General features: G+C 36.5%; 22 protein-coding genes. 5 read left to right on the forward strand and 17 right to left on the reverse strand.

The features are described 5' to 3' along the window. Positions 1-6 precede the first annotated feature (6 nt). From tnpA to tnpC, 3 genes are all read left to right on the forward strand, one after another. Positions 7-315 (forward strand): IS66 family insertion sequence element accessory protein TnpA, encoded by a 309-nt coding sequence (gene tnpA, locus ACONDI_RS11425; protein ID WP_241078388.1) that lies wholly within the window; start codon positions 7-9, stop codon positions 313-315. Continuing rightward, complete coding sequence (tnpB, locus tag ACONDI_RS11430) at positions 309-665, forward strand: IS66 family insertion sequence element accessory protein TnpB (RefSeq protein ID WP_241078389.1); 357 nt, start codon at positions 309-311, stop codon at positions 663-665. Before tnpA ends, tnpB begins: the two co-directional genes overlap by 7 nt. A 65-nt stretch (positions 666-730) precedes the next feature. Continuing rightward, positions 731-2,287, forward strand: coding sequence for an IS66 family transposase (tnpC, locus tag ACONDI_RS11435; protein WP_241078390.1), 1,557 nt, complete (start codon positions 731-733; stop codon positions 2,285-2,287). Positions 2,288-2,340: 53 nt separating this feature from the next. Here the strand turns inward: tnpC and ACONDI_RS11440 are convergent, their stop codons facing one another. From ACONDI_RS11440 to ACONDI_RS11450, 3 genes are all read right to left on the reverse strand, one after another. After that, on the reverse strand, positions 2,341-3,222 hold the full coding sequence (locus ACONDI_RS11440) for a COG1361 family protein (RefSeq protein WP_241078678.1): 882 nt from the start codon (positions 3,220-3,222) through the stop codon (positions 2,341-2,343). A 55-nt stretch (positions 3,223-3,277) separates the two neighbouring features. Further along, positions 3,278-4,324, reverse strand: a complete 1,047-nt coding sequence (locus ACONDI_RS11445; RefSeq protein WP_241078679.1) for a stalk domain-containing protein — start codon at positions 4,322-4,324, stop codon at positions 3,278-3,280. A gap of 376 nt (positions 4,325-4,700) precedes the next feature. After that, positions 4,701-6,572: a S8 family serine peptidase gene (locus tag ACONDI_RS11450; protein ID WP_241078680.1), complete on the reverse strand. Its 1,872-nt coding sequence runs from the start codon at positions 6,570-6,572 to the stop codon at positions 4,701-4,703. A 504-nt stretch (positions 6,573-7,076) separates the two neighbouring features. Here ACONDI_RS11450 and ACONDI_RS11455 point away from each other — a divergent pair. Next, a complete protein-coding gene (locus tag ACONDI_RS11455; protein ID WP_241078681.1) occupies positions 7,077-7,337 on the forward strand; it encodes a hypothetical protein in 261 nt (86 codons plus the stop codon). 67 nt (positions 7,338-7,404) lie between these two features. Here the strand turns inward: ACONDI_RS11455 and ACONDI_RS11460 are convergent, their stop codons facing one another. From ACONDI_RS11460 to ACONDI_RS11495, 9 genes are all read right to left on the reverse strand, one after another. Next, the gene (locus ACONDI_RS11460) at positions 7,405-8,136 is read right to left on the reverse strand and encodes an FMN-binding protein (RefSeq protein WP_241078682.1); all 732 of its coding nucleotides are present in this window, start codon (positions 8,134-8,136) and stop codon (positions 7,405-7,407) included. Positions 8,137-8,377: 241 nt separating this feature from the next. After that, positions 8,378-9,736: a tripartite tricarboxylate transporter permease gene (locus ACONDI_RS11465; protein ID WP_241078683.1), complete on the reverse strand. Its 1,359-nt coding sequence runs from the start codon at positions 9,734-9,736 to the stop codon at positions 8,378-8,380. Position 9,737: 1 nt separating this feature from the next. Beyond that, complete coding sequence (locus tag ACONDI_RS11470; protein WP_241078684.1) at positions 9,738-9,992, reverse strand: hypothetical protein; 255 nt, start codon at positions 9,990-9,992, stop codon at positions 9,738-9,740. Positions 9,993-10,004: 12 nt separating this feature from the next. Beyond that, the gene (locus ACONDI_RS11475; protein WP_241078685.1) at positions 10,005-10,928 is read right to left on the reverse strand and encodes a hydroxymethylglutaryl-CoA lyase; all 924 of its coding nucleotides are present in this window, start codon (positions 10,926-10,928) and stop codon (positions 10,005-10,007) included. Positions 10,929-10,944: 16 nt separating this feature from the next. After that, complete coding sequence (locus ACONDI_RS11480) at positions 10,945-12,207, reverse strand: hydroxymethylglutaryl-CoA reductase, degradative (protein WP_420848203.1); 1,263 nt, start codon at positions 12,205-12,207, stop codon at positions 10,945-10,947. Positions 12,208-12,480: 273 nt separating this feature from the next. Next, the gene (locus ACONDI_RS11485; protein WP_241078687.1) at positions 12,481-13,851 is read right to left on the reverse strand and encodes a sigma-54 interaction domain-containing protein; all 1,371 of its coding nucleotides are present in this window, start codon (positions 13,849-13,851) and stop codon (positions 12,481-12,483) included. Positions 13,852-14,003: 152 nt separating this feature from the next. Continuing rightward, positions 14,004-14,171 carry a nitroreductase family protein gene (locus tag ACONDI_RS15865; protein WP_420848204.1) on the reverse strand — a complete coding sequence of 56 codons (168 nt, stop codon included), beginning with the start codon at positions 14,169-14,171 and terminating at the stop codon, positions 14,004-14,006. Positions 14,172-14,422: 251 nt separating this feature from the next. Further along, positions 14,423-15,409, reverse strand: coding sequence for a collagen-like triple helix repeat-containing protein (locus tag ACONDI_RS11490; protein WP_241078688.1), 987 nt, complete (start codon positions 15,407-15,409; stop codon positions 14,423-14,425). A gap of 56 nt (positions 15,410-15,465) precedes the next feature. Continuing rightward, positions 15,466-16,512, reverse strand: coding sequence for a stalk domain-containing protein (locus ACONDI_RS11495; RefSeq protein ID WP_241078689.1), 1,047 nt, complete (start codon positions 16,510-16,512; stop codon positions 15,466-15,468). A gap of 371 nt (positions 16,513-16,883) precedes the next feature. Here ACONDI_RS11495 and ACONDI_RS11500 point away from each other — a divergent pair, with 371 nt between their 5' ends. Next, complete coding sequence (locus tag ACONDI_RS11500) at positions 16,884-17,033, forward strand: hypothetical protein (RefSeq protein ID WP_241078690.1); 150 nt, start codon at positions 16,884-16,886, stop codon at positions 17,031-17,033. Between the two features lie 138 nt (positions 17,034-17,171). Here ACONDI_RS11500 and ACONDI_RS11505 read toward each other — a convergent pair whose 3' ends face one another. The 5 genes from ACONDI_RS11505 to ACONDI_RS11525 form a co-directional block, all read right to left on the reverse strand. Next, complete coding sequence (locus ACONDI_RS11505; RefSeq protein WP_241078691.1) at positions 17,172-17,906, reverse strand: stalk domain-containing protein; 735 nt, start codon at positions 17,904-17,906, stop codon at positions 17,172-17,174. A gap of 209 nt (positions 17,907-18,115) precedes the next feature. After that, positions 18,116-18,910, reverse strand: a complete 795-nt coding sequence (locus ACONDI_RS11510) for a hypothetical protein (protein WP_241078692.1) — start codon at positions 18,908-18,910, stop codon at positions 18,116-18,118. Positions 18,911-19,296: 386 nt separating this feature from the next. Beyond that, entirely contained in the window at positions 19,297-20,034 is a 738-nt protein-coding gene (locus ACONDI_RS11515; RefSeq protein ID WP_241078693.1) for a YdcF family protein, read from the reverse strand. A 232-nt stretch (positions 20,035-20,266) separates the two neighbouring features. Beyond that, positions 20,267-22,894 carry a copper amine oxidase N-terminal domain-containing protein gene (locus tag ACONDI_RS11520; protein ID WP_241078694.1) on the reverse strand — a complete coding sequence of 876 codons (2,628 nt, stop codon included), beginning with the start codon at positions 22,892-22,894 and terminating at the stop codon, positions 20,267-20,269. A gap of 280 nt (positions 22,895-23,174) precedes the next feature. Beyond that, positions 23,175-24,023, reverse strand: a complete 849-nt coding sequence (locus tag ACONDI_RS11525; RefSeq protein ID WP_241078695.1) for a UTP--glucose-1-phosphate uridylyltransferase — start codon at positions 24,021-24,023, stop codon at positions 23,175-23,177. Between the last annotated feature and the right edge of the window lie 204 nt (positions 24,024-24,227).

Below are 24,227 nucleotides of genomic sequence, written 5' to 3' on the forward strand. Positions count from 1 at the left end.
TTTTTTATGGCAAAAACAAATGAACAGTTAAGAGCTGAGTGGAAAGAGAGAGTCTCAGCATTTCGGGCCAGCGGCCAAACAGCAAAAGATTGGGCCAAGGCTAATGGTGTTAAACTCAATCGATTACGCTACTGGTGTAGAAAATACAAAGAAGATGCTCCTTCCAAAGAAACTAAATGGTCACCAGTAGAAGTAGACTATTCAGATGAAAGTAATATTACAGTAAAAGTAGGTAAAGCCTCAATAGAAGTAAAACCTGGCTATGATAAAAGTCTTTTAAAAGACTTAGTTAATACATTGTCTGGACTATGTTAAATGAAGCTACCATAGAACGAGTTTACCTGGCAAGGGGCAAAACGGATCTTAGAAAATCAATTGATGGCTTAGCAGTAATTGTAAAAGAATCCTTTGATTTAGATCCCTTCTCTCCCTGCCTTTTTGTCTTTTGCAACAGGAAAAAAGATAAATTAAAAATACTCCACTGGTCAAACAACGGTTTTTGGCTATATTATAAGCGTTTAGAAGAAGGCAAGTTTAAATGGCCAGATGAAGGTTCTCCTGTTCCTATGAAAATAACCTACCGCCAGCTACGCTGGCTGTTGGATGGCCTCTCCCTTGATCAGGGTGATGCCCATAAAGAAGTAAAGGCAAGAACAATATTATAAATTTTTTTCTCCAAAAAGCCCTGATATTAAAGGGCTTTTTACCATTTAAGTAGAATTAATTAAATATGGAAAATAAATCAGAAACCATTAACCAATTAAAAAATAGATGTGACCAACTGGAACGCCAAAATGCTGATTTAAAAGAACAAAACGACTGGCTAAAGGAACAGTTTCGTCTTAAGCAAAAAAAGCAGTTTGGAAGTTCTAGTGAAGCCACCCCTCCAGATCAGCTGCAGTTCTTTAACGAAGCTGAAAAAGAATCTGATTCTAATTCTAAAGAACCCGAACTGGAGGAAATTACATACAAGCGCCGTAAAAGTAAAGGGCACCGTGAAGACCAGCTTGACGGTTTGCCTGAAGAGACTATCGAGCACCGCCTTTCCCCCGAGGAGCAGGTGTGTTCCTGCTGTGGTGACGAGCTTCATGAAATGAGTACAGAAGAGAGAAAAGAACTAAAGATCATTCCTGCTAAGGCAAGCGTAGTTAAACATGTACGCTATGTTTATGCTTGTCGCCGCTGTGATAAGGAAGGCACTGAGAACTCCATAATTACAGCTTCCATGCCTAACCCGGTTTTACCCGGCAGTGTAGCATCCTCTTCTGCCGTAGCTCATATCATGAACCAAAAATACGTAGATGCTCTGCCCCTTTATCGTCAGGAACAACAGTTATCTCGTTTGGGTATAAAACTGTCAAGACAGACTATGGCTAACTGGATGATAGAATGCTCAAATCGCTGGCTCACTCCTTTATACAATAGATTACATGAACTATTAGTTGAAAAAGACATTTTGCATGCTGATGAGAGCAATCTTCAGGTACTTCGTGAAGATGGTAGGTCTGCAAAGAATAAATCATTTCTTTGGCTTTACCGTACCGGACGAGAAGATGAACCAATAATACTTTATGACTACAGAACCACCAGGGCAAGTAAGCACCCCCGAAAGTTCTTGGCTGATTTTGAAGGATTCTTACAGGTTGATGGCTACTCAGGGTACAATGATTTATCTGATATCAGCCTTGTTGGGTGTTTAGCTCACGCTAGGCGTAAATTTGATGAAGCATTAAAAGCGCTCCCAAAAGACCAACAAAATGCTCAAGTAAGTGCTAAGAAAGGACTGGAGTTTTGCAACCAACTCTTTGCCATAGAACATGACCTTCGGGATAAAACGCCCGAAGAGCGTCACAAAATTCGGCACGAGCGTAGTTTGCCGGTATTAGAAGAGTTCTACGCATGGCTTAAAGAACAAAAACCTAAAGTTCTTCCTAAAAGTGCCTTTGGTAAGGCTATCAACTACTGTTTAAATCAGTGGCCTAAACTTGTGAAGTTTTTAGAAGATGGTCGCTTAGAGTTAGATAACAACAGAGCTGAGCGTTCCATCAAGCCTTTTGTAGTGGGTCGAAAAAACTGGTTGTTTGCCAATACTCCTAAGGGTGCTAAGGCCAGTGCTACAATTTACAGTATTGTAGAAACAGCCAAAGAAAACGGTTTGAAACCATTTGAATACCTCAAATTCCTGTTTGAAAACCTTCCTAATATTGATCTTCAAGACCAAGAAGCTATTGATGAGTTACTACCATGGTCTGATGCTATCCCTTCAGAGTGTAAAATCCAAAAGTAATCTTTATTTCAAGGTGGGCGCTATTTGACGCTCACCTTTTATCATCATCATCTCTATTCTACATTTGCATCTATACTGCTTTTATCATTTTCACTTTCTACCATTATTTCAGCATCTTCATCTACTTCAAAGCTAAATTCAACTTCGTCCGTTTCCTCAGCGTCTAAGCTAATAGTTTCGCTTTTTGTAACTTCTTCATCTCCAAGATCCAATACTGCAGTTATATCCTGTTCACCTTCTACTTCACCTGTATTTTTAATTTCTGCAATTATTTCTACATCATCATTATAAGTAATACTCAATCTACTTATTTCAAAATATGCTGACTCTTTTAGCTCAAATTCAACAGTCTTATCTTCACCATCTACTACAAAGTCCCCTTCATAAACTTTGTAGTCCTCCAGGTTCGCTTCAAATGAATATTCACCATTTTCAAGTTCTTTTTCTGCGATACCATCTTCATCTGTAGCAAATTCTTCTCCTATCTTTTCTTCATCATCATCTAAAACAGCTATCTCTACATCTTCTAATTCATTCTCTTCTGCAAATTCCACTGCATAAACTTCATCAGATACTTTTTCCTCTTCTTCATCTTCTAAAAGACTGTCTCTTAAGAAACGAGGGATTCCTGCAAATGCAGGTGGTCCACTTTCTTTTTCACCGCTAACTCTTGCCTGAACCATTTCTCTTACTGCATCCGGAGCATTAGAATGCTCAGGTGGGCCAGGCTCTCCTGCACGCTCTGGTGGGCCGACTCTTTCTTCTTTTTCTTCTTCTTCATCTTTTTCTTCATCATATTCCTCATCGGAAACTTTTTCCTCTTCTTCGTCCACTGCTTCTCTAGATGGTCCTGCATGGTCTGGTGGACCTTGCGCGAGTACTGAACCGAAACTTAGTAATGAAATTGCTAATACTATTGCTAGTATCTTCTTCATAAATTTACACCTCCAAATTATTTTTAAAATTAAGGATTAAATTAATTTACCAAGTTTACTGAGCTTCTTCTAAATCTTCTTCTGCTTCACTCCATCTTTCTTGGAAATTTTCAAATATAAATTCATAAATCTTCCACTCTCCATCAACTTTGTGCAGTTCTATTTTTTCATCATAACTGATTAAATCTACATCCTCGAGGATCTCTGTTAATAGTTCATCTGCTCTTCCTTCAATTTCAGCATCATTTGCACCCTCTTCATACATTTCCCACAGTTCCAGAGTAGCTTCGTCATAATATCTTTCTACGGCTTCTTTTAGGTCTGGTTTAGTAAGTAGGATATCTACTATAGCGGTATCATTTTGAATCTCATAGCCAGTAGCTTCGATTTTAAGCCTTTCGTCTATAGCTTCTTCTGTTTCTTCCATACCATCCATATCCACATCCATGCCGATTATCTCACTAACTCTATCATCAACTACTTTCTTTTTTGCATCATCTAGTTCACCATCTTTATATAGTTCCCAAAAATCATTCACAACATCTGCCGGGCTATCTGGCATATTTAAGGCTATATCTATTTCACCGGTTTCTTCATGATAATCTACACTGTCTCCAAGGATTTCACTTACAAACCTAAGGGGGACCATTGTTCTTTCTTCTACAATCTTAGATGGCACTTCAATCTCATAAATATCTCCATCCACCTCTACTTCTTCTTCGCCTGCTATCATCTCAATAAGTTTGTCGTCTCTTTCAATAACAACTTTTCTCTCTTCATCGATCCATTCTACATCTGCGTCTAATGCTTCGCTTACAGCCCTGAGAGGTATAAGGGTTCTATCTTCTTCTATCATTGGCGGCACGTCAAAGCTTACCTGTTGCCCTCTGACAAAGATTTTGTCTTCTAAAGGCAGGCCATCTCTTTGTTGTGCAATTTCTTGGTTTTGTCTAAATTCTTCAATTTGTGCTAGTCTCTCATCCCTCCTTTCCTGCATCTCTTCTGTCATGTTTTCCTGATTAGCAAGGCCTTCTGCAAAAGCTATACTGGTAAATGCAAATAATACTAGAACTGAAATTAATATAATGCTTTTGTTTTTCAACTTCTCTCCCACCTTCTTTAATGTTTTTTAGATTGTAAAATCTATACATGAAAAGGGTTAATTACCCTTTATATTAACAATGCGTTTCTTGTTTAAAATTTTGGGGGCTCGTAATCAATTTTTTTATTAAAAAATTGATGGAGAATAACTCTTCAATAATATTATTAAACTTCTTGTCTAATCGGATACTTAAGCCTATCTGTTAACCACAGGTTAATTTGTTTTGTTAAATGAGGTTACAGAAGGCTCTATGTTTTAGGGTTTTTATACTACTCCATCTCCAAAGTCTTTTTTGCAAAAAGTCTTAGCGTTATCATCACCCTTTGATGATCATCACGTTAAGTAAACGGAAACTAAAGAACTGTTTCAGGTTTTGTTAATAAAAAATCAAAACCTTTTCTTCTACAGGGTCCCAGTTCACTTCTGCTCCAAGAAGGTTCTGGCTGAAATATCTCACAGGTAGATAGGTTCTTTCTGATTTTTCATCAAGATATGGGGCTACGTCCATTTCCCGTAAACCCCCGTTTACGGTGTATGTTTTTTCACCTAGCCTGAAGATCACCTGATTATCTTCACTTTCTACTGTAATAGATCTTTCTTCACTATCGAAGATTACATCAGCATCGAATAGCTCCATAATAGCTCTAACGGGAAGATATGTCCTGTCATTTCTGATAAAAGGTATTACATCTTCGAATTCATATTCTTTTTCATCTATGGTATATATTTTACTTCCTATAGAGATGACCATTGCTGTACTCTTGCTCTCAGCTTCTATCGGTTCCTCTAGTTCTATTTCAATTAAGTCCTGGATCTTCTCTTCCTCTTTAAGTTCTTCATATTCCTTATCTTCATCAACAATACGCTCTAGGCTCTCTACATACAAAACCAAAGGAACCTGAGCTTTAATTTCGCCGGCTTTACTAAAAGTTAAAAAACCGCAGTATTCACCGATAAATTCAGTATCTGCATCAATATCCAAGCTCACTTCAAAGTTTTTCGTATTTCCTTCTTGAATTAGGATCTTTTCATCAAACTTTAGATCTAGTTTAGCGATTCTTCCGACTACCCCAACCTCTAATTCCATATCTCCTAATTTTTGACCACTTAAATCTCTTAAATCAATTATTTCAAAGCTTGCCTTACCCTGCCCGCCTATATCCGATTCAAAAAATCCAAAGCTATGACTTCCATCCAAAACTACAAAGGAAGCTTCCATAGCTCTCTCTAAATCTACCCTTCCTGCACCCTGGACCATTACAGGATATTTATTACCCTCTCGGTCAACAAGTACCTCTGAAGTATTCATCAAAATACTTTTTATTATTTCAGGGGTTACGTTATCCCCGTGCTTTTCTATAAGTAAAGCCGCTGCCCCGGCCACATGTGGGGCAGAAAGGCTTGTCCCGGAGTTAGCCGCATAACCTCCACCTGGTTTTGGTGAAACAATATTACCTCCGGGTGCTACAACATGAGGGCTAATCTCCAAGTCAAAGGGTGATGGTCCACTAGAGCTAAAGCTTGAGATCAAATCAAAATCTCTCTCCCTATGTCTTCCTCCAGTAGAACCAACAGATATGCCTTTGCTTGTGTTTCCTGGATATCTGATTGAACCTCGTCCTTTATCACCTTCATTCCCTACTGGTACTACCACCACTACTCCATGCTCTACTGCTAAGTCTATAGCTCTCATTACAGGATAATCTATCAAAGCCTCATCTATATCTGTTGCAACAGACATGTTTATAATATCCGCACCGTCATTGACGGCCCGTTCAATCGCTTTTACCAGACTTGTCCCATATATTACACCGTCTCTACCTGCCACATTATAAGCAAGTATATTTGCATCCGGAGCAACTCCCTGGTATCTTATGCCATTATAAACACTCTCCCCAGCAGCAACCCCAGCCACATGGGTGCCATGCCCGTGAAAGTCCATAGGGTTATTCCTGGGGTGCATGTTATCACCTATATTATATCCTCCAACATAATTATCCCTTAGATGAGGATGGCGAAAATCCACTCCCGTATCTATAATCGCAATCGTTACACCCTCTCCCCTGTAGCCAAATTCATCATCTGCATAATAGGCTCTAATGTGTTCTACGCTTTCATTAATACTTGTCTCGTACACTCGATTATTTTCTGTTAATTCTAATGCAACAGCTGCTCCGTCAAAGCTAAATAGATTAAGAGCAATGACAAAAACAGTGATAAAACTTAGTATTCTTTTCAATCTTTTCATTTTTTTCGCCACCCTTTTAAAGAAATAAAATTTAATAAAACATTAAAATTTAATAAAACATTAAAATAAAAAAAGCCTCCCCGAGTAGGGTGGCTCCATGACACTATCAAACAACACTCAAGATTTTACACTTCATACTAATTAGAGTGGAGTCAGCTTTCCCCGGTATTTTGTTTTATAAGTAGATATATTATATCACATATTATACCACAATAAGGAATGAATTAGGGATATAAATATACAAAATTTCCTCTGAAATCATAGAACCATTTAACATAGAATGAAAGCAAAAAAGCTAAAGAAAAATATATACAATTTTATGCTGAAGGATATAAAGACATTGATGTAAAAAAAGCGCTAAACAGCTTCTGGTGTAGTTATTCGTTAGTTGTTTACTTAAATCAATATTTTCTTGAAAGATTAGAACCATTTAATATAAAATGTATACAAAGAAGCCCTATATGCTTTAGTTTAAAAGGGAGTAAGAAGGAGTGACTAAAATTGATGAAATTTAAGTTAATCTCTATTTCCCTGGTTTTACTACTTATACCTATTATTTTTGTAGCAGGTTGTAATAACGGAAAAGATGATGACCTTCAAGATAAAGAACAAGAAGAAATCCAGCAAAAAGAAGATGATATCAAAGAAAATAACGAAGATAAAGAAAGCATGGAAGAGCAAGAAGAAAAAGAAACAATCCCAGAAAAGTCCGATGAAAAAGAAGCTGACGAAGAAAATGATGACATAGACCTAAGAAGAGGATGACAATAAACTTTGGTTCTTTGGCAAAGAACCAGACAAACTAAAAAGCTGGCCCTTTGACCAGCTTTTTTTATTCTCTTCCTGCTTTTGTTAGAGCATCTTTCACAGCAGCTTTCCATTTTTCTGAACTTTTTGTAGCTCCCGAGTATATATCCACCTCGTAAGAATCATTCTCGACAAAACGGCTTCTTAACTCTTCTCTTGCTTTTTGCCATTCATCATAAGGATAATCTTCCTCTTCCTTAAAGTTTTTCTCTTCATCAATCTCTTCTAAAATCACCTGGGTAATCTGTTCATCTTCAAGTCTCACCAGGGCAATACCCCAACCATCTTCACTTATTTCGGCAACTCCCATATAAATGCCATCAAATGGTTTTTCTTCTCCTTTAGATAATTGTAAGGCCCTGTCAACAGCCTGCATAGCCCTATTAGAAGTTCTAGTAGCAGAAGAAACAATCTCTACCTCCGACGAGTTAGCTTCTACAAATCGTTCAGGAAGTACATCCATTGCTTCTTTCCATTCAGGGTATTCATAGTCCTCTGTTTTTAATCGCCCTTTATTATCAAATTCAGTTAGATCAACCTCTACTATCTCCTGGTCTTCAATGGTCACTTCCGCTTTAAGATAGCCGCAGCTTTCTACATCTGATACCGCTTGATATGTTTCATCTCCTAGCCCGGTCTCATCAGCCTTAGTCCCTTCATCTTCACATCCAACAACTAAAATAGCCAGCAAAAAAATAATTAATCCAGCCAAAATTAACTTCTTTCTAGTCAAAATATTTTTAGAAGTTATAATCAAAAATGCATCACCTTCCTAACAAGGCAGAATCTTCTTAATGTATTTTAACATTAACTCCGGCAACAATCAAAAGGAAGCAGGGACCGATCCCCTGCTTCCTCCTTTTACAGTTATGTTTTTATGTCTACAATGCAAGGGGTGATGGAGAAATTAAAAAATATGACTTTGATATATAAAAAAAGGGGGATCAAGCGCATCCAATCCCCCTTCTCTTTCAACTTAACTTTTAGACCCGTATTTGTTAAATAGAAAATATCCCAATCAACCACGGTGCACAGTAAAGAATCATGAATTGAACTCCGAAATTAACGCCTTTCTTATTAAAATAACCAGCCACAAGTGCAAATAACAATGTTCCAAAGATACCAATTACACCCGCATCCATATATGCAAGGGTTATAACCAGGCCAAAAAATAGTGCAAGTAAGCTCTCATGAGGAATCTTTTTAAAAACAAGCTCACATATTTTTGTAGAATAACGAACAGTTATAGGATAAACAATTATCATGGCTATAACAACAGCTAATATTGTAGCTAATGCAATCTCTCCAAAACTAAGTAGATGATGGATGTTTTCTTCTGGCGAAAAGCGAGGTGGTGCGTTAAACAATGGATTTGCAGGGCCAATAGCCATTGGACTTACCGGAAGCCCTACTGCAATTAAAGGAACCAAAAGTCCTGCAACATAAGTTGCATTAGTTAGAGCATCCATTGACGAAATTGCCCTTCCAGCTCTTTCCACTTTATCTTTAACATTAGAGCTTACCGCCTCTCCAACGAAACTAGTCATACCAACTGGAGTCATAAAGAAAAACACTGTACCAACTACTGCCGAAATAGCTGAAAACAATCCTTCTTTTGCGTTTAATACTTTATAAGGAAGGGGAAACTTCATTTTTTCTTCTAGTTTGTCTTTAATGAGTGAAATTTTCTTTCTTGTTCCCTTCATTGCTTCTCTATCATTAGAGTTGGCAAGTTCCAAAAGATTAACAATCATAGGTCCGATGGTAATCCCTAAGAAGAAAGAAGTAAAAATTACTACATCTTCGTCAATCGCTCCTAATCCTACGTAAAATGACCTTAAAGCCTGTATAGTCACTGCAAGGGGTATTATCGAAAGTAGACACATCAACTTTTCTTTAGCCATTAAAGATAGAAAAATAGCTCCAACAAAAAATACTATATCAGCGTACTGTTCAATGAAAGGTGCTAATGGTTCTAATAGACTTGCTAAAACCAAGCTTAAAGGTACAGACACTAATGTTCCTATGATAGAACCAGAAGCCATCTTTCTAATACTGTGATTTGCACGCCCTGCTTCTTTCAGGGTGACCCCGTGTTCTACCATCGGAGCAGACATTACTCCACCGGGTATTCCAGCCACTGCTACGGGTACAGAGTCGGTAATCTTTTTTGCTACTATAGAAGCCATGAAAAAAGTCAAAAGAAGCATAGGCTCTATACCCGCAAGGGCCAGGGCAAGACCTACTGGAGCAATAACAGCTGTTTCATCTGTACCGGGAGCTATCCCAATCGCTAGATAAAGCGCAGAAGCAATAATTGCAACCAAAACCATCTGAATAATCAGCATAGGCTCCATATTACGATCCCTCCACTTCTTCTGCTTCTTCTTCAAAAACTATCTCTCTTTTAACCTTAAATAAAAAGATATTACATATAAACCCTGCTATAGCCCCTATTAGTGCGACCACAAGTGGTTCAGTATTAATTATTTCTCCAAGAATATAACCACCTAAAGTCAAAATTGCACTTATCACCATGGAAATTAACAGATCAATAATCTTAACATTATCCTGCCAGACTTCAACCAAATTATCATTGTTTTTGCTTTCCAAGGCTTTTCCCCCCTAATAATAATCTTTGCTTTTTTCCCAAGTTTTAGCAAGCTTGCCAGGTAACACTCGGCCAAGTTTATTTTCTAAATCCTTTGCTAGATCAACTAATATATCCAAAGATATGTCTGTTTTTACTTCCATCTTTTCAAACATGTTTACCATGTCTTCCATTGCCACATTTCCTCCTGCACCAGGAGTTACAGGACTGCCACCAACTCCACCTACAGAACCATCAAAAATTCTAGCTCCTTCTTGGTAAGCCGAAAAAATATTTGCAAGACCCATACCCTGAGAATCATGGAAATGAAGCGCCAAATCAGATCTATTCTCCCCTTTTTCTTTAATGGTATTTACAACTTCTTTCACATACAGTGGGTCAGCCGAACCTGTGGTATCACCAAGGGAAACTTCTTCTATTCCGCATTCTTCTAATTCTTTGTAAATCTCTAATATATCTTTAAAGGAAACTCTTCCTTCATAAGGACAATCAAAAGCAACCACAATATAACCTCTAAGTTTAATATTGTTATTTACAGCTAAACTGCTTATTTTTTCTATATTTCTTAAACTTTCTATCTTACTCATATTAACGTTTTTTTGGTTGTGAGTTTCTGTAGCCGAAATAAAAACTCCTATTTGGTCCACGCAAGCTTCAACAGCTTTCGCTGCACCTTTTTCATTGGGAGCTAGAGCTGAAAAAGTAACACCAGGATGTTTATTATAAAGTTTTGATGCTATTTCCCAAGCATCGTGCATCTGTGGTACAAATTTTGGGTTAACAAAAGAAGTTACTTCAATTTCTTTAAACCCTGCTTCAACTAAAGATTCAACTAAACTTAGTTTATCATGTGTAGAAAGAATTTCTTTCTCATTTTGTAATCCATCTCTTGGGGTAACTTCCACAAGTTTAAGTTCACTATTCATGTTAGCAGCCAAAATTATCCCCTCACTTTTAACGTCTTATTTCTTCTAATATCTGTTTTGCTTTTTCCATATTTACCTGGTTACCTTCAACCATCTTATCAGCTACTTCATCTACCTCTGTTTCGCTAGCGCCTGCCATCACAGCAATATTTTTTGCATGAAGAGACATATGACCTTTTTGAATTCCCTCTGTAGCAAGAGCTCTAACAGCTGCTAAATTTTGGGCTAACCCAACTGCTCCAATAACTTCTGCTAGCTTAGGGCCAGTTTCTGCTCCTAATATTTTTAGCGCTATTTTTGCAACCGGATGAACAGCTGTTGCACCTCCTATTATCCCAACAGCAATAGGTAATTCCAAAAACCCTACTAGATAACCTTCTGTATCTTTTTCCCAGCGTGTCAAAGAAGTATATTGTCCGTATGTTGAAGCATAAGCATGAGCTCCTGCTTCAAGTGCCCTAAAATCATTTCCTGTTGCAATTGCTACTGCACTAATTCCATTCATTATTCCTTTATTGTGGGTAGCAGCTCTGTATGGATCACAGGAAGCAAAAGTATAGGCATTTAATATCCCTTCTATTACTTCTTCTCCTCCAATTGCTGAAGGGGCTATCCTGGTATATGCCCTTACAAGCCGTTTGTCTGCTAGATTCGACAATATTCTTAAATAAACTCGTCCGCCTGTAATTTTCTCTATTTCTGGAGCTAAGACTTCTGCCATAGTATTTACAGAATTAGCCCCCATAGCATCACGGGTATCTACAATTAGATGCGTTACAACCATGTAACCAAGTGGAGTTTCTAAGACTCTTACTTCTAAGTCTTCAGCCCCTCCACCAAATTTTTTAAGAATTGGGTCTTGATCATTTGCTTTTTTAAGTAAATATTCTTTTTCATTAAGAATTTTAAATTTTACCTGAGATGGCGATTTAACATTTACCAGCTGGATTTGGGCTATCATTTTTGGACCAAGACTATTTACATAAAAACCTCCACAATCCCTTGCTATTTTGGCAGCGTTGCTAGCTGCAGCTACGACTGAGGATTCTTCTGTCGCCATAGGAATAAAAAACTCTTCATCGTTAATTGTAAAATTTGTAGCAATACCTAAGGGAATATCAAATGTTGAAATGACATTTTCAATCATAGTGTCAGCAGTTTTTTCATCTAAAGATCCGTATTTTTTCAAAATTTTTATTTCATCTTTTGTCAGATCTGTTTTTTCGGCAATTATTTCGAGCCTATCCTGAACACTTTTTTTGTGAAAACCTGATATTCTTGAGCTCAATATTATCCCTCCTTATTCTTAGTTTAAGATTTTATATAGCAAATCTTATTTTTCTTAATATTGCAAAAATCATGCCACTTTTAAGTAAGGATGAATAGTTAAAGTCGTAAAGGCAAAGGTGCATTTCCTACTCTACAATTACACTTTTAACCTTTGTATATTTTGTATATAAATGAATTTCAAATGATTATAAAAGTTAATAACAGCCAGAAATAAATTAAGTTGTATACAAGGTATACAACTGTATAAAAAATATATAGATTTTGTCGTTCAATATTATTTTATATAAAGATCATACTTTTTTAATTTTTGATAAAATGCTCTCCTACTTATACCTAATATTTTGATTGCTTGAGATTTATTATCTGTCTCTTCCAAAGCTTTAGTGATTAATTCTTTTTCATATTTTTCAAGCATATCTTTTAAATTGATGTGCTGATTTGGCAAAAAGGTTTTGCTTGAAGATGAATGGTGGAGTTTTTGGGGTAAGTGTGAAGGCTTGATTGTTTTAGATTCACACATAGTCAAAGCATATTTTATCACATTTTCTAACTCCCTAACATTTCCAGGCCAACTGTAATTAAGCAGCGCTTCTTGTGCTTTAGTACTAAATTCATAATTTTTCCCATCGGGAGCAAATTTATCAAGAAAGTGCTTCAATAAAACAAGGATGTCACTTTTTCTTTCTTTTAGGGAAGGTATATGAAGTGGAATTACATTTAAGCGAAAATACAAGTCTTCTCTAAATTTACCCTCTCTAATCAACTCTTCAAGGTTACTATTTGTTGCACTGAGTATTCTTATATCGATTCTTTTAACTTTAGTACCACCCACAGGGATAAATTCCTGTTCTTCGATAACTTTAAGAAGTTTAGCCTGAGTAGTTAAATCCATGTCACCTATCTCATCTAAGAATATACTACCTTTGTTGGCAAGTTCTAATTTGCCCTTCTTACCTCCTGTTTTTGCTCCAGAAAAAGCTCCTTCTTCATAACCTAGCAGTTCGCTTTCTAGAAGGTTTGTAGGTATGGCAGCACAATTTATAGGGATAAAAGGATGATTACTTCTATTACTTGCAAGATGAATTGCCTTTGCTAATATTCCCTTTCCTGTACCACTCTCTCCTCTAATATTCACCGGCATATCCGTTTCTGCAGCCTTAGATGCTTGGCGAAGAACTTTTAAAAACTCTGGATTATTTCCAATTAAATCCTCAAAAGAAGAAGGCAGTTTTTTAGAAGAAGGCTCTAGTTGACTTTTTAAGTATTCATTTAGTGATGATACCCTTTCAAGTTCATTTGTAAGCTCTACTAATTTTGTTATATCTCTAAAAACAGAAACACAATATTCAATCTCTTTATTATTGTATAATGGAAAAATATTCACCAGGACTTCTTTACCAAGTGTTTGAATCCTTGTTACTCTATCTTTAACAACCCCACCATCTTTTAGAACATCAAGCATTTTTGCGTTTGGTTCAATATTAGTCAGTTTTTTATTTAAAACTTTACTTTTCTCTACACCTAGTATCTCACTATATGCCTTGTTGATAAATATTATTTTTGATTCTTTGTCCACAATAACTACACCGTCAGCCATATTATTTAAAATTTTATTGAAGTACTCTTTGGTTAAAAAATTCTGCAAGAAAACACTCCTTTACTGCCTATATACAAACATGATAATTAATGCAGCAACTTACCTCAATATAATAGAATATCCCATTATCAAAAAGCTAACCATTAATTCTTAAAAGCACTTCTTATTTCGTTAAATTTTAAACCTCGCCTAAATAAATATTACCTAGCTTTAGACGAGGCCCTGGCTTTGGGTCTTGAGCCGGATAGCAAAAAGGAACCAGAGCAGTCACCTGAAGGTGCAAGGCGACCTGCTTCTAATAGCTCTGTTATAGTATCTTTAGTTATGGGGTCTTCTTTAAATATACGAATACTTTTTCTTTCTTTTATGACTTGCTTTAGTTACATTTCACAGCTTCACTCCTTCTTCATAATAAATTATAAAACAATTATGAAATAAAATATAAAGATTTATCTCTATCAAAATAAATCAAGATATACCTAATTCGTTAATTTCTATGTAAGATTATATTTCCCTTTTTCAAATCTAAAAAAAGCCCGCCTGCAGGTATAGCTAGAAGTACAGCAATACACCTGTAGACGGACCCTTTATAAGTAAGTCAGCTTTATCTTGAATCTATTTAATCTACATTAACTTCTCTTGTAGTACTATCGTCTTCAGTTTCTAATGTAATTTCAGCTGATTCAGCATCTTCAACAACTTCGAAGATAAATTCTACTTCTTCTTTTTCCTGACCGTCTAAGCTAATAGTTTTACTTTCATTTAATTCTCCCTCAACTTCTTCATCTTCCCAAACTAATACTGCCGTTACTTCTTGTTCACCTTCTAAGTCACCAGTGTTTTCAATATCTGCTGTAACGTCTATTTCGTTGTCCTCTCCATATCCTATACTAGAACCACTTATTTCAAAGTAAGCAGATTCAAGCTCTTCCATCTCAAACTCAACTATTTTATCTTCACCATCTACTTCAAATTCCCCTTCATATACTTTGTAGTCCTCCAGATTCGCTTCAAATGAATATTCACCATTTTCAAGTTCTTTTCCTGCGATACCATCTTCATCTGTAGTGAATTCTTCTCCTATCTCTTCTTCATCATCATCAAAAACAGCTATCTCTACATCTTCTAACTCATTCTCTTCTTCAAATTCCACAGCATAAACTTCATCAGCTACTTTTTCCTCTTCTTCCTCTTCATCTTTTTCATCTTCTAAAAGACTGTCTCTCAAGAAACGAGGGATTCCTGCAAATGCAGGTGGTCCACTTTCTTTTTCACCGCTAACTCTTGCTTGAACCATTTCTCTTACTGCATCCGGAGCATTAGAATGCTCAGGTGGTCCCTGCTCTCCCGCATGTTCTGGTGGGCCAGGCTCTCCTGCGTGCTCTGGTGGGCCGACTCTTTTTTCTTCTTCATAAACTTCGTCAGTAACTTTTTCCTCTTCTTCATCATAAACCTCGTCAGTAACTTTTTCCTTTTCTTCGTCCACTGTTTCTCTAGATGGTCCTGCATGATCCGGTGGACCAGCATCCTCAGGTGGTCCTTGTGCAAGTACTGAACCGAAACTCAATAATGAAATTGCTAATACTATTGCTAGTATCTTCTTCATAAAGTTACACCTCCAAGTTATGTTTTAAAATTAATGATTTAATTAATTTACCGAGTTTACTGTACTTCTTCCAAATCTTCTTCTGCTTCACTCCATCTTTCCTGGAAATTTTCAAATATCAATTCATAAATCTTCCATTCTTCATCAACTTTGTGTAGCTCTACCTTTTCATCATAACTGATTACATCTACATCCTCGAGGATCTCTGTTAATAGCTCATCTGCTCTTTCTTCAATTTCAGCATCATTTGCACCCTCTTCATACATTTCCCACAGTTCCAGAGTAGCTTCGTCATAATATCTTTCTACGGCTTCTTTTAGGTCTGGCTTAGTAAGTAGGATATCTACTATAGCGGTATCATTTTGAATCTCATAGCCAGCAGCTTCAATTTTAAGCCTTTCGTCTATAGCCTCTTCTGTTTCTTCCATGCCATCCATATCCACATCCATGCCGATTATCTCACTAACTCTATCATCAACTACTTTCTTTTTTGCATCATCTAGTTCACCATCTTTATATAGTTCCCAAAAATCATTCACAACATCTGCCGGGCTATCTGGCATATTTAAGGCTATATCTATTTCACCGGTTTCTTCATGATAATCTACACTGTCTCCAAGGATTTCACTTACAAATCTAAGGGGGACCATTGTTCTTTCTTCTATAATCTTAGATGGCACTTCAATCTCATAAATATCTCCATCCACCTCTACTTCTTCTTCGCCTGCTATCATCTCAATAAGTTTGTCGTCTCTTTCAATAACAACTTTTCTCTCTTCATCGATCCATTCTACATCTGCGTCTAATGCTTCGCTTACAGCCCTGAGAGGTATAAGGGTTCTATCTTCTTCTATCATTGGCGGCACGTCAAAGCTTACCTGTTGCCCTCTGACAAAGATTTTGTCTTCTAAAGGAAGGCCATCTCTTTGTTGTGCAATTTCTTGGTTTTGTCTAAATTCTTCAATTTGTGCTAGTCTCTCATCCCTCCTTTCCTGCATCTCTTCTGTCATGTTTTCCTGATTAGCAAGGCCTTCTGTAAAAGCTATACTGGTAAATGCAAATAATACTAGAACTGAAATTAATATAATGCTTTTGTTTTTCAACTTCTCTCCCACCTTCTTTAATGTTTTTTAGATTGTAAAATCTATACATGAAAAGGGTTAATTACCCTTTATATTAACAATGCGTTTCTTGTTTAAAATTTTGGGGGCTCGAAATCAATTTTTTATTAAAAAATTGATGGAGAATAACTCTTCTTATAATATTATTAAACTTCTTGTCAAAATGAAAGTATCTATGTGCCTAAGTTCTGGTAAGATGGTCTGCTACAATAGTCTGTAATTACCGGGTCAAATTTCTTAATTATCGTCAAGAATTTAGATTATTATATATTCTCTATTGAAAATTCATTTGGGAACGAAAGCGGGTATAGAGTTTTTGGCAGTGATAATATAAGTATTTTGATGACTTCACCATGGACAACCCTGATAGATTTGTCTTTGATCTAAAAGATATCTCCTTAAGCAATGAGATAGAAGAAGAGATAGCAGTAAACTCTAATACCGCTAAAAGAATTAGGACTGGCGAGAGAAGTGAAGATAACACTTTGATAATTTGGATTTGATTATGATATTGACTTCCTTATTTATTTACAGTGATAATATAAAATACCCATCTAAAAAAAAAGAAATACCCCGACGCAAAATAAACATAAAACATACGCCGGGGTATAAATTCATTTAATCTTCCATTTTCCTTTCTTCTATTCTTGTACAAATTCAGGCTCTAAAAGTCCAATGTCTCCATTATTTCTAGTTCTGTTAGCCTCTACTTCAAATCTTAAAACACCTTCAAGGTCAAGTTCTACTTCTACAGGTTCAGTTATATCAGATGCAATAGGACCTGTATCATGTATTTCTTCACCATCAGCGTAAAATCTGAATGAACCAATGTTATCATCTGCTTCTCTATTATTCCAATCTTTATGTGGTGCAATCACAGCAGTAAAGTTATCATATTGGCCATCTAGGTTATATTCTTTAACAATTTCTTTACCTTGGATACCTTCGGTTGACCAATAGTAACCATTTCGATAAGTTTCTCCGATATTAGTTTCAAATATTTCTCTAGAACCGTTGTCTATCTGGTACCACCAACTATCACCTTCATATGTATGAGTTGTCATATCCTTCATACGTGTAACTTCTCCACCTGGAACATCGCCTATATAAATACTTTGATCTGAACCATCCCAACTTACATTTTCGTCAAGTGCTTCTGATACAAAGCGTAATGGTACATAAGTTGTTCCTTCATAAATAAATGGATCTTCTTCTGGCTGTTGTTCAACACCATCTACATAAATTTTAATGTTGTTGTAAATTACCTCAAGACTTTCTTTTGCATTTCCTGCAAAAACTGTTGAAACAAATACCATACTTATTAAAACAAATAAAACTCCCATAAGAAAACCTTTACCTTTTTCTTTTGAAAACAAAAAAATCCCTCCTTATAAATTTGGATTAGTTTATTATAAATTTATTATTTATTAAAATGCTTGAGACCCAACTCTGGTTCTATTTTTAGATTATTCATCCAAAAATGAGTCTCCCATCTAACGACAGCCTCATTTTATATTAATAAATTCTATACCCTAGTATAATTTTCCTTTCAACTATTATAAAAATCATAAATATCTGTATCATATTACGTATTTTCCTCTACAACTTCTCTATCAATTATTACCCAATTATCATCTTGTCTTTCTAGTCTTGTCTCCATGACTAAATCAGCTTCCTTTGCACCATGGCCAGAATAAGTACGGTAAGTCACAACTGCTTCGCTAGAACCTTTTTCCAAAACTTCTACATCATGTACGCCAACAAAAATATTGCCTCTTGGTACTATCCCTCCCATTTCCTCACTCCATATATCCTCTGTCAAAAACTCTGCATAATCCTCATCCCAACCGGTCCTAAAAATTTCATACACTTCTTCTCCAGACTCAGGCGATTTTTCTGCAACCTTGCTTTCTAAGTCGTAAGCGTATTCAAGAGCCTCCACCAGTTCTTCATCATCCGCCACTTCTTCACCAAAATATAATTCTACTACTAAGTCCTCACTGACGGTCACTTCTATATCTTTATCTAAGTACTCTTCATTATTTATAATCCACTTATCAAAACTCCAGCCTTCTTTTGGCTCTGCTTCTAAAGCAATTGTTTCCCCTTTATCCTTTTCAAAAATTTCATCATCTGGATAAAAGGTTCCCTCGCCAGATTCTATAGATATCTCTATTTCTTTTTGGGCTATTTCATCTTTTTCATCAGTTTTATCTTGTTCTTCAGTCTCTTCAACTTCCTTTTTGGCTTCTTTTGTCTTTTCACCATCTCCTTCTTCCCCACATCCAACCAAGAAAACAGTTCCTACAATTAAAACTAAAAAAAGTGACAAAATATGTAATATACCAATATAAGGTTTAATTAAGCTTAAGCTTTTCATGCTTAGTTCCCCCTTCTTTTTTTCATAATATCTATTATTACTTTTTTGTCTTACTTTTCTTTATTTCTTCAATTATCTAGCAACTCCTTCCAAATATTTATTCTTAAAACACAAAAGTAAGTCCTTTACTATCGCTTAGATGTTTTCGCACGTTTGTTCGTCTATATTAATGATACCACATCATGCACTTAATTGGAAGTGTTTAATTACACAATTTGAATTCACAATTTATCCTAAAAAAAGCCCCGTCAACAAGTCAAACGAACTTTCATACAAAGTTATAGGAAGCAGGGGACCGGTTCTCACGGTTCTCAGAAGCAGGGTACCGGTTCTCCTGCTTCCTAGAGTTATGGTTAATTTCTTCTATATTTTCTACTATCTTTACTTTATATCCCAAAAGTATAAAAATTAATAAACTTCAAGTACTCCATCAACACATTCCTAGCCTGTCTTCTATCCTGCCACCATCTATCAGGTTCAAAAGGATCATAAGGACTTGGAGTAGATATTACCTCAACCCTGTCATAAATGCCAGCATTAGAAAATCCCTCTTCAAAGATAAGTCTTGCCCTGTTGGAATGAAACTCTGAAGTGACAAGTAAAATTTTCTGTGTCAAGTCATCCTCAGATAATTCATTATCAAGGGATTCATCTGTATACTCATCCAAGGTCGCATCTTCCAAATACTTAGCTATCTCTCTTGCCTCCTCTTCGGTACTATCAACTTTTCCCGGAAGAATCTTCACATCATCTTCTTCTACACCTAACTGAAGAGCTGCTTCCTTATTAATATATACACTAGATGGTAGATCAAGGTCTAGTTCTTCTATTAATTCATAGTTTGTAAAGCTTTTACTCTCTACCATTAAGATTGTATCGGCATAGCCATCCATGTATAGATCGGCTCCGTGTACTATCCTATCAGGTATCCCGCCTTGAAGAACTACTATGTACGAGGCATCTACAGGTTCTTCTTGTTTAAGCAATACACTTCCAATAGAGATCAATATATTTTCTAGAAATATAAGGGTAAGCAAGATTATAATTAGTATAAAAGCAGTAATCCCTGCCAAAACAGGACGTTTTCTAGGAAAATTTTTGATATTTTGAATTAGATTTTTCATAGTACAAACCCACTTTCTAGCTTTAATCTGCCTTTTTCATCAACATATAGTGGAGTTTTCATTCCTTTGGGTTTATCTCCTTGCCAGTTGGCATGCCGTTTTTTTGTAATTCTACAATTTCTTTTGAAACCCTTCTCAAGATAAATCTTATTTCAACCGTGGCATACAACAGAAAAAAGGGAAGCAGGAGAACCGTCCCCCTGCTTTCTTTCTTCTTTTCTGCTCCTTCCTACTAATATACAATTGTGACTTGTTCTTCTACTGGATCCCAGGTTACCTCTGCGCCAAATACGTCCTGGCTGAAGTATCTTACGGGTAGATAAGTTCTTTCTGCTTCTTCGTCAAGGTATGGGGTTACATCCATTTCTTTTTCTTCACCGTTTACGGTGTAGGTTGTTTCGTCTAATTTGAAGATAACAACATGCTCATCTTCACCCTCACCAGTAGTAATGGTAATGGATCTGTCTGCTCCATCGTATTTTACTTGAGCTTCAAAGGCCTCCATTATAGCTCTAATGGGAAGATAGGTTCTGTCATTTCTGATGAAAGGTTCTACATCACTGAATTCAAATTCTTCTCCATCAATTGTATAGGTTTTACTTCCTATGGTAATCACCATGGTTTTTGTAGTTGATTTCACTTCTTCTTGAAAAACTACTTCAAACTCCACAGCGTTACCTTCTTCAGTTACTACTTCTATTCTGTAAGTTCCAAAATCTCTTACCTTAACTTCAAAGCTTGCTTTACCATCTTTAAAGTCTTTCTTGTTTAAAATATCAATTTTGTCTTCTTCCTGGGTAAACACATCATATTCTTCATCTTCTCTACCTTCATCTATGGTTCTATAACCATCTCTATCTCTCATTATTAGGGTTACAAAAGCATTTTTTTCTCCGTCTATTACATCAATTACTGCTTCGATATGATCTAATTCTCTACCCACATAGAAGGTAGCGCTGTCTCTAAAACCATCGTCGTGCACTGCTGTAATGATTGTTTCACCCTGGCTTCTAGGGTTAATATGACCTTCATCTCTATTAACAGTAGCAACAGAGTTTCTGCTAGAGCTAAATCTAATCTCTCCACCGTATTTGTAGTCTTTTTCCATGCCTTTGTCATCAACCAAAGTTACTTCTGCTGCGTTTTCAAACTCGCTTTCACTTCTAAGAGCTACCTCAGGGTTTAGCTCTAATCTGATCTCGACAAGCTCACCGAATTCTGCTGCCATGATTGTGGTGTATGCTCTCTGAGTGGTTCCGGCGATATTTCCTCTTACTTCATATTTACCTTCTGCATCGCTTCCTAACTCGTCTTCAATCTTTGAGTAGTCAACTTCTACATAGAACATCTCTTCATCATCGCACCAAAAGTCCCTGTAATTATTTTGTCTACCAACTATCTCATCACCGATGTCACCTGCGCCGTATATATTACCCTTTGGGTCTACTACTCTAAAGCCAAATATATCATCCCAGTCATAACCAGCACTTAGACCTCTTGTGGCAGATATTAGGCTGCCATAGTCGGTGTTGCCATACTCATCTGCTATCTCGAAGTATACTCTAAAAGTATCATCCTCTATATTGTGAAATCCACTTGCTTTCTCAGCCTTAATGCTATCTGCATCACCAGGGAATACAGAGACAGTTATCACATCATAAAACAGATGTTTTTGATTTATTTTATCACTATCTACACTATTATCGTGATAGTCGTTAGCTCTTCTCCAGGTACCAGCCACTGCGCGAAGTTCGTATTTTCCTTCTTTCTCAATATCAAATCTTACCTTAGCTTCGCCGTCTCTGTTGGTTTTTACTGTGTCGATTTTTTTCCAGCCTTTGTCCCAGTCTTTGCTGCTACTTTTTTCTCTAATTTCGAAAACTACGTTTTCTCCTTCTACTTCCCAGCCAGTACCTCTATAGCCTGAAGATACAACTCTTCTATCATCATATGCTGTTGCTTTAAGCTCGATGTCTTTACCGGCTTTGATCCAGCCATCGTCAACACCGCTGTTTACTTTGTCTACTTCTAGCTCGATATAGGCTATATCTTCCTTTGAACCAACATTAATTGTGGCACTGTCGATTCTGCGTCTTTCGCCCTGATCTTTGTAAAAACCCACATCAACTTCATCTGGTACAGTTGTTACTATCTCTAGTTCTACATCCCCTCTATTGTTCTCGACAACCACGAAGTACTCGTTAGCCTTAGCATCATTAACATTGAAGCCCTCACCGTGATAGTCATTATTATATTTATTTACGTCATTTCGATCTTCTAGGTGAAGTATCGCTACTATATCGCCTGCATCTTCATCAATGTATGATGCATCTCCACTTAAGATTACATAAAACATAATATGCCCATTCTCATCACCTTCAAATCTATTGCCATCAGTAACGCGAAATCTTAACTCAAATTCTGAAACCTCGTCAACTTTTACGTTTTCGTCATAGTTTCTGATTCCACTTGCAGCAATACTGTAGCCAAATGGGCTTACAGGCTCTTCTTCAACAGCTACAACAGCCTCTACATCGCGAGGAGAACCACTCCAACCATCAGGTAATTCCAGTACGCCTACTGCATTGTAATCCCCCGCCTGATTAGCATTGTAGTCTGTTATGCTCCAGGTGATGGTCGCTTCTCCTTCTTCTCCCCCTGCTCCTGTAACATCAACTGTACCTGCCAACTCTTCTATTGCGTCAGCTTCTTCAGTGCCGAATGGAACTGAAATGTCAAAGTCTACCTCTTCTGTTGATTCATATTGGATACCTTCTGCTAACACAACCCCGCTAAACAATGTGAACACCATTACTACTGATAACAACATAGATAGTATTTTTTTGTTTTTCATTTTCATTTTTCATCTAGCTCCTTTAAGTATTTTGTCCTTGCTTTTACCGCCTAGAAAGCCCTATACTTTCGCCGTAGATTCATAACTTCACCCCCTTTCAGAGTTATAATACTGCATAAAAAAAGAGCAACCCCGAGTTGGGCGCTCCTTCTTTTTCACAGTAATACCACACTTTGTATGGAAACTGCTTGCCTCGGTTATTTTGTTTTTGGTTTCTAAAGATATTTTCAATCTCTAAAGATATTATAGCATGTTTTCATTAAAAAAGGTATATATTTTTTCAAAATTATTCAATATTTTGCTTTTTTAGGCTAGTTTTTATCAACTCCTCCCTCAAGTCCTCCTTTTCCATAGCAAAGTCAACAATCGCCTTCAAATAACCCATAAGGTTTCCCGTATCATATCTTGTCCCTTCAATCGTATGTGCAAAGACTTTTTTGTTTTTTGACAATACATCTATAGCATCAGTAAGTTGTATCTCCCCATCTACTCCTGTGCCAATACCTTCAAGACATGAAAATATATCAGGGCTAAATACATACCTTCCCATTGTCCCAAGGTTTGACAGAGCTTTATCAGCCGGGGGCTTTTCAATAATTGATTCTATCTTTACTTGTTTAACTTGTTTTTTGGCACAACTTTTTTCTATTTCTTCACTCTTTATAACTGCATATTTATGAGATTCTTCTAGTAAGATCTCTCTAACACCAATTACTCCACCTAATTCTCCCTTATATTCCTCACATCCCTCATATTCCTCATATATATCAATCAACTGCTTAAGACAAGGCTTTTCTTCACTCTTTACCACTGCATCACCTAATATCACTCCAAAAGGCTCATCACCAACAAAACTTTTGGCATGCAAAATTGCATCTCCAAGACCGATAGCCTCTTTTTGTCTAATGTAATGCAGATTAACATCTGTCCTGTCAAAATGATCTATAATCGATTCTTTACCCCTACTGATAACAACAAGTATATCTTCTACTCCCGAGAAAATAGCTTCTTCAACCAGATACTGAATAACTGGCTTATCAAGGATTGGCATCATCTCTTTGGGTATCACTTTGGTAGCAGGAAGCAGCCTGGTCCCAAAGCCACCTGCGGGGATTACTGCTTTTTTTACTGTCATTTGTTAAAACCCCCAGTTTTAATTTGTTATCTAATTTAATATTGATATTCAATTTTCTTGTATCTCATTTGTCAGGTATTGCTCTTATTTTTTAATCTTATAATCATTTTAAAGGACTTAGATAATATTTTCTAGAACTATATTTCAATGCACACCATTTTTTAGTATAATTAATAACAAATGATTTAGGGTAAGTAGGGAGAG

Origin of the sequence: Natranaerofaba carboxydovora (genome assembly GCF_022539405.1) — a bacterium.
Lineage (GTDB): Bacteria > Bacillota > Natranaerobiia > Natranaerobiales > Natranaerofabaceae > Natranaerofaba > Natranaerofaba carboxydovora.